Annotated in this window: 14 protein-coding genes; 13 read left to right on the forward strand and 1 reads right to left on the reverse strand. The window is 39.1% G+C overall.

What is annotated here, in order from left to right; genetic code table 11:
- Window positions 1-13: 13 nt before the first annotated feature.
- Complete coding sequence (apaG, locus tag CHU_RS12585; RefSeq protein ID WP_011585950.1) at window positions 14-400, forward strand: Co2+/Mg2+ efflux protein ApaG; 387 nt, start codon at window positions 14-16, stop codon at window positions 398-400.
- The gene (locus tag CHU_RS12590) at window positions 397-1188 is read left to right on the forward strand and encodes an O-methyltransferase (protein ID WP_011585951.1); all 792 of its coding nucleotides are present in this window, start codon (window positions 397-399) and stop codon (window positions 1186-1188) included. Before apaG ends, CHU_RS12590 begins: the two co-directional genes overlap by 4 nt.
- A gap of 114 nt (window positions 1189-1302) precedes the next feature.
- Here CHU_RS12590 and kdsA read toward each other — a convergent pair whose 3' ends face one another.
- Window positions 1303-2115 (reverse strand): 3-deoxy-8-phosphooctulonate synthase, encoded by an 813-nt coding sequence (gene kdsA / locus CHU_RS12595; protein ID WP_011585952.1) that lies wholly within the window; start codon window positions 2113-2115, stop codon window positions 1303-1305.
- A gap of 318 nt (window positions 2116-2433) precedes the next feature.
- On the opposite strand from kdsA, the gene CHU_RS12600 reads away from it, so the two are divergent.
- From CHU_RS12600 to CHU_RS12650, 11 genes are all read left to right on the forward strand, one after another.
- Window positions 2434-3363: a hypothetical protein gene (locus tag CHU_RS12600; RefSeq protein WP_011585953.1), complete on the forward strand. Its 930-nt coding sequence runs from the start codon at window positions 2434-2436 to the stop codon at window positions 3361-3363.
- A gap of 189 nt (window positions 3364-3552) precedes the next feature.
- On the forward strand, window positions 3553-3918 hold the full coding sequence (gene rpsF / locus CHU_RS12605) for a 30S ribosomal protein S6 (protein ID WP_011585954.1): 366 nt from the start codon (window positions 3553-3555) through the stop codon (window positions 3916-3918).
- Window positions 3918-4169, forward strand: coding sequence for a 30S ribosomal protein S18 (gene rpsR, locus CHU_RS12610; RefSeq protein ID WP_011585955.1), 252 nt, complete (start codon window positions 3918-3920; stop codon window positions 4167-4169). The genes rpsF and rpsR overlap by 1 nt, the downstream gene beginning before the upstream one ends.
- Before the next feature lie 22 nt (window positions 4170-4191).
- The gene (gene rplI, locus CHU_RS12615) at window positions 4192-4635 is read left to right on the forward strand and encodes a 50S ribosomal protein L9 (RefSeq protein WP_011585956.1); all 444 of its coding nucleotides are present in this window, start codon (window positions 4192-4194) and stop codon (window positions 4633-4635) included.
- Between the two features lie 257 nt (window positions 4636-4892).
- Complete coding sequence (locus CHU_RS12620; RefSeq protein WP_011585957.1) at window positions 4893-5858, forward strand: GSCFA domain-containing protein; 966 nt, start codon at window positions 4893-4895, stop codon at window positions 5856-5858.
- 3 nt (window positions 5859-5861) lie between these two features.
- The gene (locus CHU_RS12625) at window positions 5862-7907 is read left to right on the forward strand and encodes a thioredoxin domain-containing protein (RefSeq protein ID WP_011585958.1); all 2046 of its coding nucleotides are present in this window, start codon (window positions 5862-5864) and stop codon (window positions 7905-7907) included.
- A gap of 1 nt (window position 7908) precedes the next feature.
- Window positions 7909-8364, forward strand: a complete 456-nt coding sequence (locus CHU_RS12630) for a leucine-rich repeat domain-containing protein (RefSeq protein WP_011585959.1) — start codon at window positions 7909-7911, stop codon at window positions 8362-8364.
- 18 nt (window positions 8365-8382) lie between these two features.
- Complete coding sequence (priA, locus tag CHU_RS12635; RefSeq protein WP_041932384.1) at window positions 8383-10872, forward strand: replication restart helicase PriA; 2490 nt, start codon at window positions 8383-8385, stop codon at window positions 10870-10872.
- Window positions 10873-10877: 5 nt separating this feature from the next.
- Window positions 10878-11510 (forward strand): hypothetical protein, encoded by a 633-nt coding sequence (locus tag CHU_RS12640; protein ID WP_011585961.1) that lies wholly within the window; start codon window positions 10878-10880, stop codon window positions 11508-11510.
- Between the two features lie 126 nt (window positions 11511-11636).
- Window positions 11637-11963, forward strand: coding sequence for a hypothetical protein (locus CHU_RS12645; RefSeq protein ID WP_011585962.1), 327 nt, complete (start codon window positions 11637-11639; stop codon window positions 11961-11963).
- Window positions 11964-12189: 226 nt separating this feature from the next.
- Window positions 12190-12945 carry a peptidase gene (locus CHU_RS12650; RefSeq protein ID WP_011585963.1) on the forward strand — a complete coding sequence of 252 codons (756 nt, stop codon included), beginning with the start codon at window positions 12190-12192 and terminating at the stop codon, window positions 12943-12945.
- Window positions 12946-12972 lie beyond the last annotated feature (27 nt).

Below are 12972 nucleotides of genomic sequence, written 5' to 3' on the forward strand. Positions count from 1 at the left end.
CTTCAATCGATCAATGATTTCAAAAATTACCGAAGGTGTACGGGTTAGCATTGTAACAGACTATCAGCAGGAATACTCCAGTCCGTTACAGTCGCACTATGTATTTACCTATCGTATATTAATTGAAAACTACAGCGAACATACTGTACGCCTGTTACGCAGGCATTGGTTCATCTTTGACGCAAATGGTGTAATCCGTGAGGTAGAAGGCGAAGGCGTTGTTGGTGTACAGCCAACGCTTGAACCGGGTGCTTCTCATGAATATGTTTCCGGATGCAATTTAAAAACAGAGATGGGTAAAATGCGCGGTACTTACTTAATGGAACGCATTGTTGATGGAAATCAATTTACGGTTGTGATTCCCGAATTTATGCTCATAGCACCTTTTAAATTAAATTGAAAATTTTCTCTATCATATATCGTTTTTACGAATTTTTAAAGCATTATATCGTTGGCGGCAACGAGCATGGCTTACATTCCCCTTTTGTGTATGACTTATATACAAAAACCATTCAGGATCACGACTGGCCATTTTACGAATCGATCGAACAGCACTACTTTGAATTACTAAGTGACCACCACATTATTTTAAATAAGAACCCCGGCGCCGGTACAAGCATGAGTAAAGGCAAACGGCTGCAGATACAAAAATTAGCCAAACATTCTATAAAGCAGCTGCCGTGGCGCAAACTTATCTGCCGGCTTGTTGAAGAACGTAAACCAAAAGTTATTGTAGAACTAGGTACAAGCTTTGGCATTACAACGGCATACATTGCCTGCACCTGCCCAGATGCTACCGTTTACAGCTTTGAAGCAAATCCTACGCTTGTCGAATCAGCCAAAGAGTTTTTTTCTAAATCGGGTATTACCAATATTGAAATCATTGAAGGAAATATTGATGAAACACTCCCTGCTTTTTTAGAAACACATCCGAATATTGACGTTGCTTACATCGATGCCAATCACCGGTTCAGGCCGACTATAAAATATGTAGAGCGTATTATGGAATGCGTATCCTGGAAAGGCCTGATCATATTAGATGATATTTACTGGTCGTATGAAATGACCAAAGCATGGCGTGCGTTAAGTGAGAAAAAAGAAATCACTGTAAGTATTGACCTGTGGCAGATCGGTTTATTTTACTTCCACACCGGACAGGTGAAGGAAGATTTTAAGCTGCGGTTTTAAAAGCTTAAGGCGAAAAGCTAAAAGCAGAATGCTAAAAGCAAATAAAAAAGCTCAGTGAAAATTATTCATTGAGCTTTTTTATTTGCTTTTAGCGTTAGGCCTTAAGCCTTTGGCTTATAGAATAGCTTCCCGGATCCGTACCAATCTGGCCAACACCGCTTCCAGATTATCCAATGCAATCATATTAGCGCCATCAGACAATGCCTTTGCAGGATTTGGATGTGTTTCCATAAACAAACCATCTGCCCCAACAGCAATAGCCGCTTTGGCAATTGTTTCAATAAGTGCCGGCTTACCGCCAGTAACACCCGATGCTTGATTGGGCTGCTGAAGCGAATGCGTACAGTCCATTACAACGGGTACATCAAACGCTTTCATTTCAACAATATTTCTGTAATCCACTACCAGGTCACTGTAGCCAAAAGAGTTACCCCTATCCGTTAATATAACATTATTGTTGCCCGCAGCTTTTATTTTTTCTACCGCAAACTGCATGGATTGTCCGGATAAAAATTGGCCTTTTTTCACACTTACCACTTTCCCGGTTTGTGCTGCCGCAACCAGTAATTCTGTCTGGCGGCATAAGAAAGCCGGAATCTGTAATACATCTACATACGCGGCTGCCATAGCTGCTTCATGTGATTCATGAATATCCGTAATGGTTGGTATACTAAAACTCTTCCCTACTTCTTCCAGAATTTTTAATGCCTTTTCATCGCCGATACCCGTAAACGAATCAACTTTTGTGCGGTTCGCTTTACGATAAGACCCTTTAAATACCAACGGAATCTTATATTTATCCGTCATGGTGATTAGCTTCTCAGCAATTTCAAAACAAATATCTCTGCCTTCAACAACACATGGACCAGCGATTAAAAAAAAGTTGTTCGAATCTTTATGGTGAATGTTAGGTATCGTAATATTCATGATTATATGTTGAGTTGTGAAACTCTTTTTGATTGGGTTATAAATTCAAAGTTAAAGCTAGATTTTTGCAATTCATAATATACATGCGCATCTGCTTCTTCCTAACAATAAATTCAATAAATAATTCATTGCCGTTTGAGGGCCTCACCGTCCCAACAAACATCCGGGTTATATTTATATCTTTCTGTTTTATTGCTATAAAGTTTAAATCCTGAAATAGGATTGAAACTACATTTTATTGACTTTAAATGTATGTTTTATTGGATTATATGTAAGTTTTGGTATTTTTACGAACGAACTTTTCAAAACGTATCTTTTATGAGTCCAGAAAAAACAAAAGTTAAAGAACCAAAAAGCAACAATAAAGCATGGATTGTTGTACTAGCAGTAGTTTTATTAGCCGTAAATGGTATCCAGGGTTTCTTTAATTACAAGCAAAACGATGAAATTAAGCAACAGGAAGTAGTAATTGAGCAAGGAAACGCACAACGTGACAGCTTATCAACTGCTTTAGATGCTAAAATCGCAGAACTTAAGGCTACGTTGGTTCGCTTAGAAGAAGCAGGTGGTAAAAACACTGAATTAGAGGCTACAATCGCAACATTAACGGAAACAAATGAGCGTTTAAAGAAAGATGCTAATTATAAGAGCAAATATTTCGAGATCAAAAAAGAAATCGATAACGCGAATAAGTTGAAAGCAGATGCAGAGAATCAGGTAAGAGACCTGAGAATCCAATTGGCTCAGAAAGACACAACAATTCAAATTAAAAATGCTGAGCTTGTTCAAAAAACAGCAACAATCTCATCGTTAGAGCAGGAAAAAACGGAACTGGCTCAGAAAGTAGCTGTTGCGTCAATTCTTAGAGCAGAAAATATCAAAGTTATTGCTATCAGCTCAAAAGGAAAAGAAAAGATCAGCGATGCATACAAAGCAAAAGCAATCGAGCAGATCAAAATTTTGTTCACTATTGCTGAAAACAAAGTTGCTCCTAAAAACACAAAAGAATTATACATTCGTATTGTTGAGCCGGATGGTGCAACAATTACAGGTTCTGCTTCAGGCGAATTCAAATTCAACACGCAGACATTGTTCTACACAACTAAAACAAGCATATTATACAATGGTTTAATTTCACCTGTAACCGTTTCTTATACAAAAGAAGGTGCTTACAAAGCAGGGAAACAAACGATTGAAGTATATTGTGAAGGTGCCCTAATCGGTACAGGTTCATTCATTGTTGACTAAACCTCTTCTAATTTTATTCAAAAGCCCTTTAATGTACGTTAAAGGGCTTTTTTGTTTACAGAATAAGTGGGACATAATGCCGATTTTTAAGCTAAAATGCTGATTTTGTATTATCTACTTTAAATATTTGTGGATTGATATGAAATAGCTTACCTTTGCAATCCTAATAATTATACATAACACTTAACTATGTCACTTAAACAGTACGAGACGGTATTCATTTTAACTCCCGTTTTATCTGATTCTCAGATGAAGGATGCCGCACAGAAGTTCAAGCAAGTGCTCGTGGATAACGGCGCTAAGATTGTGAACGAAGAAAGCTGGGGGTTGCGTAAGCTTGCTTACCCGATTCAAAAGAAAAACACTGGTTTCTATCACCTGGTTGAATTTGAAGCAGCGACTTCAGTAATCAACACACTTGAGACTGAGTACCGCAGAGATGAGCGTATCATGCGTTTTTTAACAACCGCATTAGATAAGCACGCTGTTGCATACAACATCAAAAGAAAAAAAGGCGAATTCAAGAAATCTGAAAAAGTGGAGGAGAAAGCATAATGACACTTCAGAACGAATCAATCAACAGAGTCGAGAACAGAAAAAAATATTGCCGTTTCAAGAAAATGGGCATCTTTTACATCGACTATAAAGATCCAAATTTCCTATTGAAATTTGTAAATGAGCAAGGTAAAATTTTACCACGTCGCCTTACAGGAACGAGCTTGAAATATCAGCGTAAAGTTTCTCAAGCAGTAAAACGTGCTCGCTTAATTGGTTTATTACCATATGTAACTGACTCTTTAAAATAATCTATAAAGGAAAACTATCATCATGGAAGTTATTTTAAAAGAAGACATCAAAGGATTAGGTTATAAGAATGACTTAGTTCAGGTAAAAGCTGGATACGGAAACAATTTCCTTATCCCACGCGGATACGCTATCAATGCTACAGTTTCTGCTAAAAAAGTAGTTGCTGAAAACATTAAGCAAGCTGCTCACAAAGCAGAAAAATTGAAGAAAGATGCTGTTGCTACTTCAGAGAAAATCGCGGGTCTTGCACTTGAGATTGCTGCTAAAGTTGGCGATACAGGTAAAATCTTCGGTGCTGTTACATCTTTACAAATCTCTGATGCTTTAGCTAAAAAAGGTATCTCAGTAGATCGTAAAAAAATCGCTTTCAAAGGTGATGTTAAAGATGCTGGTGAACACACTGCATTAATCGACTTACACAAAGAAGTTAAAGTTGAATTGAAATTTACAGTTGTAGCTGAGTAATCAGTATTTACTGTTCCCCATATAAAGTCCCTTGTGTTTCGTACGCAAGGGACTTTTTTTTAGCATTTCTTCTAAATCCCAAAAACAAAATCCAAACTACTGGAAACAAGGATTACTATTCTATATTTTATTTAGATTAGTATTTTCTATTCGTTTGGAATTTGTTTTTTGTTATTTGGGATTTGCCTATCTCTACTAACGTACTCCTCTGTAGCATCTTTCTGAAATCCTTCGTATTTTGTACTAAATACTAAATCATGCTTACCCGAACAGAAATATCACCCGGAAAGGCTCCTTTTACAATTGAACATAATCAAACGGTTGTAACAATCGGATCATGCTTTTCGGATATGATTGGCGAGAAACTGCAATATTATAAATTTGATGTGCTAGCCAATCCATTTGGTACAACGTTCAATCCGATTTCAATTTTTCAATTGCTTACGATCGCAATCGAAAAAAAATTTAACCCCTTCCCTGCTTCCTTAGGTGAAATATGGTACGATCACCAGTTTCATTCTGAAGTGTCGGCGTTAAGTGCAGAAGCATTGCATGAACTCACAAACGAACGGATTGCAGCGGCTACAAAATCCTTGGCACGGGCTTCGTGTCTGGTCATAACGCTGGGTAGTGCATGGGTGTACAGGCATGTAGAAACCAACACCATTGTAAATAATTGCCACAAACAAAGCGGCAGGTATTTCAAAAAAGAATTGCTTTCTGTTAAACACATCCTGGAAGATTTTGAAACGGTTTATGCAAAACTGAAAGAGCTCAATCCTTCCATTAAAATAATTTTTACGGTAAGTCCGGTGCGGCATATTAAGGATACGCTTCAATTAAACAGCGTAAGCAAAGCCATCCTGCTATCGTCCGTACACTACATGTGCGAGCAGCATACCGATTGCCATTATTTCCCTTCGTATGAAATACAGATGGATGATCTGCGCGACTACCGGTATTATGCAGAAGATCTTATTCACCCAAGCAAACAGGCTGAAAAGTATATCTGGAAAAAACTTTCTAACTGGGTATTTTCTTCCGATCTTCTTGCAGCACTGGAGGAATGGGACCAGCTTCAGAAGCTTCTCCACCACAAAGCCTTTCATCCATCCGGTTCAGCACATCAGCAGTTTCTGCAGCAAACCATACAGCGCTTCGAACAATTTCCACATTGGAATGTATCTGCTGAAATAGCTTCCTTAAAAGCACAATGCATCTAGCTTATGAAATCTTATACAAAACATACACATACAAACCGGCTGGCAAGCGAAAGCAGCCCATACTTGCTGCAGCATGCGCACAATCCTGTCGAATGGTTTCCATGGGGTGAAGAAGCGCTTCAGAAAGCAAAAGCAGAAGACAAGCCCATCCTTGTAAGCATTGGCTACTCGGCTTGCCATTGGTGCCATGTGATGGAACATGAATGTTTTGAAAAAGAAGAGGTCGCAGCTGTGATGAACGATTTATTCATCAACATAAAAATCGATCGCGAAGAACGTCCGGATCTGGATCAGATTTATATGGATGCAGTAAGCGCCATGGGTCTTCGTGGCGGATGGCCATTGAATGTATTTTTAACGCCCGATGCAAAACCCTTTTACGGAGGCACATATTTTCCGCAGGATCATTGGTTAAACTTATTGGGACAGATTTCAAATGCATACCTGAATCACAGAGAAGACATTCTGAAATCTGCCGAAAGCTTTACCGAATCCTTAAACCAGAGTGATGTATTCAAATACGGCCTGGTAGATGATGCTGAAACGTTTCATAAAGATGAACTGGATCTTGCATACGACCGGATCTCCCAGCAGTTTGATACGGACATGGGCGGCATGAACAAGGCTCCTAAGTTTCCGATGCCTTCGATCTATCTGTACCTCCTGCGTGACTACGCCCTTACGGGCAGACAAGGTTCATTGCAGCACGTGGAATTAACGCTCGACAAAATGGCAATGGGCGGCATCTACGATACCATAGGCGGAGGCTTTGCACGCTATTCCGTAGATGGTGCATGGTTCGCGCCGCATTTTGAAAAGATGCTATACGATAACGGTCAGCTCCTGTCTCTATACAGCGAAGCATATACCGTTACTAAAAAACCTTTATACAAAGAAGTAATAGAAGAAACCTATACCTGGCTAAAACGTGAAATGCTTTCTCCGGAAGGCGGCTTCTATTCTGCGCTGGATGCGGATAGCGAAGGTGTGGAAGGAAAATTTTATTGCTGGCAATATGAAGAATTAGCACAGCTTATTCAGGAAGATTTTGCTTTATTCTGTGCGTATTATGCCATTACCGAAAACGGCAACTGGGAACATGGCATGAATATCCTATATAAGCGTATGTCTGATGAAGCCTTTGCAGCAGCGCATTCCATTTCAGCAGAAGCATTACGAGAATCTGTTTCCCGCTGGAAAAACATCCTGTTCAGCGAGCGCGATCCCAGAGAACATCCGGGGCTGGACGATAAAATTCTGGCATCGTGGAATGGTATTATGCTGAAAGGTTTGTGTGATGCTTACCGCATTCTCGGCGACGCAGCTATATTGAATACCGCATTGATGAACGCGGAATTTATTCTTACAAAACTGTACGATGGAAAAACACTTTTCCATTCCTATAAAAATAAAAAAGCAACTATTCCCGGTTTCTTAGAAGATTATACGCACGTAATCGATGGTTATCTGGCCTTGTATGAAGTAAGTCTGGATGAGCAATGGCTGCGCCAGGCAATTACGCTGGTAAATCATGTCATTGATCATTTCTACGACGACGACGAAGGATTATTTTTTTACACGTCGCGCACGAGTGAAAAACTGATCGCACGTAAAAAAGAAATATTTGATAATGTGATACCGGCATCGAATTCTTCTTTAGCCCGTAATTTATATCACTTAGGTAAATTACTAAACAACAACGACTGGATAGAGCACGGCCGTAAAACAGGTTCCCGTTTCAAGAAAGCGTTTCTGGCAGATCCTTCCTACCTGTCTAATTGGGGTTGTTTAATTACAAGCCTTATGTCACCTACAGCAGAAATTGTTATCAGCGGAAAAGATGCGCTTAAAATACGCAAGGAAATAAACACCGTTTATTATCCGAATAAAGTTATCTGCGGATCTGTTGTTTCCAGCACACTCCCTTTATTGACAGACCGTAAACCCGTAGATGATAAAACACTTATCTATCTGTGTTTTGATAAAACATGCCAGTTACCAACGGCTTCCGTTTCTGAATTATTTGATCAATTAAACCGTATAAACTAACATGAAAAAAATACTTTTTATTGCAGCACTTGCCATTACTGGTATTCTATCAACAAGCATATATGCTTCGGCACAGGTTTCCTATGATTCACTTTGCCAATCGTATAAAACATATTATTCAATCGCAGAAGCACTGAAAGATCCGTTGAACGTACAAAAGCTTGATTTATCAATGCAAAAATTAACCGTTTTTCCGGAAGAAATTATGCAGTTTCCAAATCTGGTTTGCCTCGATCTTTCATTCAACCGCATTCCTACACTTCCTCCATCCTTTGCAACATTAACAAAAATCGAATACCTGAATTTAGCAGGAACCCGGTATATTGGCAAACTGCCAAGTGTCTTAGCCAACATGCAAAATTTGAAAGTGCTGGATCTGAGAGACCACCCGGAGTGGCCCGCTTCAACATTTGAAGAAGCAAAAAAATTATTACCAACGGTTACAATCCTTAAATAATCCGATTGAACAATATAAATGAGCAGTAAGGAAATTCGTGCGGAAGGTTTTTTTTGTGATGTGGTATTACCCTTACCTCTTCCACAATTATTTACATATAAAATACCCGATCAGCTGGTAGATACCGTTTCTGCAGGCTGCAGAATTATTGTGCCCTTTGGCCAGCGTAAGTTTGTGACCGGTGTGGTACGTTCCATTCATCAGCATGCACCTGCCAGTTATCAGACCAAAGAATTAATTGATGTATTGGATGTTACGCCAACGATGAATGCATATCAATTTAAATTCATGGATTGGATGGCGGAATATTACCTATGTGCACCCGGCGAAGTACTTCAGGCGGCCTTACCCAGCGGATTTAAATTGAGCAGTGAATCCATGATTCAATTGAACCCACTGTTTCAGGAAGCGTCTGTGGACTTAACAGAAAAAGAACGCAGGATCATTCAGGAGTTGCGTTCCAATACATTAAGCTATAAAGACATTTCAAAACTCATTGACCAGTCAAGCGTTCAGCCAATCATAAAATTACTGATCCAAAAACAAGCAATCCTGTTATTTGAAGAAGTAAAAGAAAAATACAGTCCGAAGATAATATCCAAAATACGTTTGGCCGATCAGTATACAACTCCGCATGCACTGGCGAATTTGATGCAGGAGCTGGATAAAAAGCCCAGACAGCAGGAAGTACTGATGCGTTATCTGCAGGAAGTACCGGTCATTCAGACTCCCGGCGCTAACATACCAGGTATTGAAAAAACTTTTTTTACTGCTTCCGGACTTTCTACTTCTTCGTTGCAGACACTTATTAAAAATAAAGTGTTTGAAGCGTTCGAAGAAGTTATTTCCAGATTAAGTTACCGTGCAGACGAAAAAAAATCTGTCGTAGAATTATCCGAACAGCAGGAAGCTGCGAAAGAATCTATCCTGCTTCAGTTAGACACTAAAGATAGTGTGCTGCTGCACGGCGTAACCGGAAGCGGTAAAACAGAGATTTATATTGACCTGATCAAACGCAGCATTGATAATGGTTCACAAGCATTGCTGCTGCTCCCTGAAATTGCCTTAACCACACAGATTGTACAGCGGCTTGAAGAATATTTCGGCGACCGCATGGGCGTATATCATTCTAAATTTTCAGACAACGAACGTGTAGAAGTCTGGAGAGGATTGCAGGAAGGCCGCTACGATTTTATTGTTGGTGTACGTTCTTCTGTTTTCCTTCCTTTCACACATTTAGGCCTGATTATTATTGATGAAGAACATGAGGCTTCATACAAACAACAGGACCCTGCTCCGCGCTACAATGGCCGGGATGCAGCGCTGATGCTTGCACGCATTCACAATGCCAAAACCGTATTGGGTTCTGCCACACCAAGCATAGAAAGCAGAGACGCAGCCTTAAAAAACCGGTGGGGTTATGTGCCTCTGCTGAACAGATATGGCAATGTATCATTGCCCGAGATCAGGCTGGCAGATATGCGTGTTGAACGCAAAAATAAAACTGTTCAGCAAGGTTTTTCGTTAACACTTCTTTCAGCGATACGCGAAACCATAGCAAATAAAAAACAGGTTATTATTTTTCAGAACCGCCGCGGATATGCCCCGATGCTGGAATGCGAAGATTGCGGCAACATTCCGATGTGTACCAGCTGCTCAGTTAGTTTAACCTATCACCAGTTCAGCCATGAACTGCGTTGCCATTATTGCGGCTTTACCCGCAAGGTGCCTCAAAAGTGCGACAGCTGCAGTTCGCATCGTTTAAAAACTGTAGGATCAGGTACTGAACGTATTGAAGATGAATTACAGATACTTCTGCCAGAAGCCCGGATCCGCCGCATGGATCTTGATACAACGCGCAAAAAAAACAGCTTTGCCGAATTGATCACAGCTTTCAGTCAGCACGAAATTGATATATTGATAGGTACCCAAATGGTGACAAAAGGATTGGATTTTGCCAACGTTGAACTTGTGGGTGTGTACGATGCGGACCGCATGCTGTATTTTCCTGACTTCAGAGCCATTGAACGTACCTATCAGATGATTGTTCAGGTAAGCGGACGGGCAGGAAGAAAAAGCGGCGAGGGGAAAGTTATTATCCAGACAGCACAACCCGAGCACCCTGTCTTTGCGTTTATAAAGAATAATGATTACGATGGTTTCTTTACACGGGAGCTTTATGAGCGGGAAATGTATCATTATCCCCCATTCACCCGTGTAACACATATTTCTGTACTGCATCTGGATAAAAAAGAAGCGTTAAAAACAGCACATGGCTTAACGGCTAAACTTAAAGATGCTATTGGCAGCAAACGGATTTTAGGTCCGCAAGTGGCGTCGATTGAAAAATTAAGAAATTATTATCATATCGAACTTTTCATTAAATTAGAAAAAGACATTAAAGGGTTGCAATCTATAAAAAATAAAATCGCCTCTATTGTTCAGAATGAACATACTTTACACATTGGTTCTAAAGGCAGGATCATTATAGATACAGATCAAAATTAACAGCAATGAAAAAGATATTCATTATCGTACTTATATTAATTACCGGCATTACTTCCTGTACAGAATCTGAAACAGATGGTACACAGCAAATAGACAGTATTCCGGTGGTTAAAATCGATACCATTGCACCGGTTGCGATTGACACTACCCCTATTCAAAAGAAAGTATCTACCCTGCAGTATACAGCAGAAGATGCAACACATCTTTTGCTGTTTGAAAAATTTTCGTTAGGTATCAGCTATGATCAGTTAAAGGACAAACTTCCGGCTGTAAAACCGTTACATGCCGAAGATTTTAATGAACAGCTCGGTAAAAAAGGACTTCAGGAATCGTTACAGGATATATCTTTTTTAAAATATAAAGGCAAGCTTGAATTCAATTTTAAAAATGATACGTTAGTCAGGTACAGCATTGTTTTCAATGAGTCCAATGATACAAAAGGATATGCATTGTATGAAAAAATATTAAACTATTACAGCGACCAGCTGGGCTCTTACCAGCTGGTGAATATTGAAGAAGACAACCATTATGCCCAGACAAACATGTGGTATCTAAACCCGGACTATCTGGTTGCCGTATACAATCTCAATACAGGTAACATCACCATTGCAGCACAAACCTATAAGCCGGGGCAATAATTTCTTAACGGTATTTTTTCGTTTTTACTGATTATTCTGCTTAACTTATATAAGCAGGTGTGAAAGAATTTCCATGCCTTTTATTAATATATTTTAGATCATAAATTGTTTAAAATAAAGTAGATTATGAATGATGAAATACTATCACCTGAAAAAAAAATCCGTTGGCTGACTAAAGTTTACTTTGGGGTTTTGGATAGCCCTGCACATGATGTAAATCCATTTGAAGACATTCCGCCTTTTCTGGATGCAACCGTTGGTCAGTTGGCCTGGGCTATAGGTTCAGAATCCGTTGCACAATCCAAACTGATTTTTTGCAAACACTTCATGCGTGTGCTTGACCTCTATGATTTTCATATTTCAGAAGAAGAAATTATGAGCTGCTTAAATAATGCTGGCATGCAAAACAGAGATGTTATTGCGCATTTTGCATCGGTAGGAAAATTCAAATGAAAATAATATCCCATACACTCAGGCCATCTGTTTTTAATTATTGAACAGATGGCTTTTTAATTTGTTATAAGGTCTTAATACTGTTTACTACCTTCTCTGTTTCTCTTCCCATTTTTCATTTTTATGTTATATATGCAACATAATTTAATTTTTATGTAATGCATAATACCTTGTTGTACGCAATATTGCATTCAAAAGAGTTTTTACATTTTGACGTACCAGAAATATGACGTATTGCCTTGCAATTAAAGTTAAGGACGGCCTGGTGGCGATTTCAGACACCTGCATTACAGCAGGTTCAAGTATTTCCATCAAAAAGAAAGTACATGTAGAGCAATATGATAAACATTCTATGTTTATCATGACAAGCGGCCTGCGTTCGGTGCGTGATAAAGCCATTAATTATTTTCAGGAATTAACAGAGATAAATAAAACATATAATAAATTATATAAAGCTGTTAATGCCTTTGGAGAGCAGATCAAACGCGTTGCAGTGGAAGATAAAAATTTTTTATTAAATGCCGGTTTAAAATTTAATTTGAACACCATTATTGGCGGGCAATTAAAAGATGACGATGAGCATAAATTATTTCTTATTTATTCAGAAGGAAACTGGGTTGAACTGGATGAAGGATCTCCCTACGTGATTATAGGAAATTCCGGGCAGGGCAAAGCCATATTAAACAGAATTCTTAATCCGAATACACGCATGAAACAGGCATTAAAAGCCGGTTTTCTTTCTTTTGATTCTACACGTGTAAGTTCAAACAATGTAGATTTCCCTATTGATGTTGTGCTCTACAAAAAAGACTCTTTTCAGATGTTTGAAAAACGGTATGAACAAAAAGACCTGGCTGCTATCTCTGATCTGTGGGCAGCAAAACTAAAAAATGCACTGGACGAAATTCCGGAAGACTGGATCGATAAGACCTTTGACAAACTTGAAGAGAAACTCGACAATCCTCCTGCACCTTCCAATTAATATTACAGAAAACGATTAACATACTTC

Origin of the sequence: Cytophaga hutchinsonii ATCC 33406, assembly GCF_000014145.1 — a bacterium.
GTDB classification, from domain to species: Bacteria; Bacteroidota; Bacteroidia; order Cytophagales; family Cytophagaceae; genus Cytophaga; species Cytophaga hutchinsonii.

What these genes read in the sequence shown, in the direction of transcription:
- CHU_RS12640 (WP_011585961.1), top strand. Translation starts at nt 10,878, where the DNA reads ATGAAAAAGATATTCATTATCGTACTTATATTAATTACCGGCATTACT.
- priA (WP_041932384.1), top strand. Translation starts at nt 8,383, where the DNA reads ATGAGCAGTAAGGAAATTCGTGCGGAAGGTTTTTTTTGTGATGTGGTA.
- CHU_RS12630 (WP_011585959.1), top strand. Translation starts at nt 7,909, where the DNA reads ATGAAAAAAATACTTTTTATTGCAGCACTTGCCATTACTGGTATTCTA.
- rpsR (WP_011585955.1), top strand. Translation starts at nt 3,918, where the DNA reads ATGACACTTCAGAACGAATCAATCAACAGAGTCGAGAACAGAAAAAAA.
- rpsF (WP_011585954.1), top strand. Translation starts at nt 3,553, where the DNA reads ATGTCACTTAAACAGTACGAGACGGTATTCATTTTAACTCCCGTTTTA.
- rplI (WP_011585956.1), top strand. Translation starts at nt 4,192, where the DNA reads ATGGAAGTTATTTTAAAAGAAGACATCAAAGGATTAGGTTATAAGAAT.
- kdsA (WP_011585952.1), bottom strand. Translation starts at nt 2,115, where the DNA reads ATGAATATTACGATACCTAACATTCACCATAAAGATTCGAACAACTTT.
- apaG (WP_011585950.1), top strand. Translation starts at nt 14, where the DNA reads ATGATTTCAAAAATTACCGAAGGTGTACGGGTTAGCATTGTAACAGAC.
- CHU_RS12600 (WP_011585953.1), top strand. Translation starts at nt 2,434, where the DNA reads ATGAGTCCAGAAAAAACAAAAGTTAAAGAACCAAAAAGCAACAATAAA.
- CHU_RS12620 (WP_011585957.1), top strand. Translation starts at nt 4,893, where the DNA reads ATGCTTACCCGAACAGAAATATCACCCGGAAAGGCTCCTTTTACAATT.
- CHU_RS12625 (WP_011585958.1), top strand. Translation starts at nt 5,862, where the DNA reads ATGAAATCTTATACAAAACATACACATACAAACCGGCTGGCAAGCGAA.
- CHU_RS12650 (WP_011585963.1), top strand. Translation starts at nt 12,190, where the DNA reads ATGACGTATTGCCTTGCAATTAAAGTTAAGGACGGCCTGGTGGCGATT.
- CHU_RS12645 (WP_011585962.1), top strand. Translation starts at nt 11,637, where the DNA reads ATGAATGATGAAATACTATCACCTGAAAAAAAAATCCGTTGGCTGACT.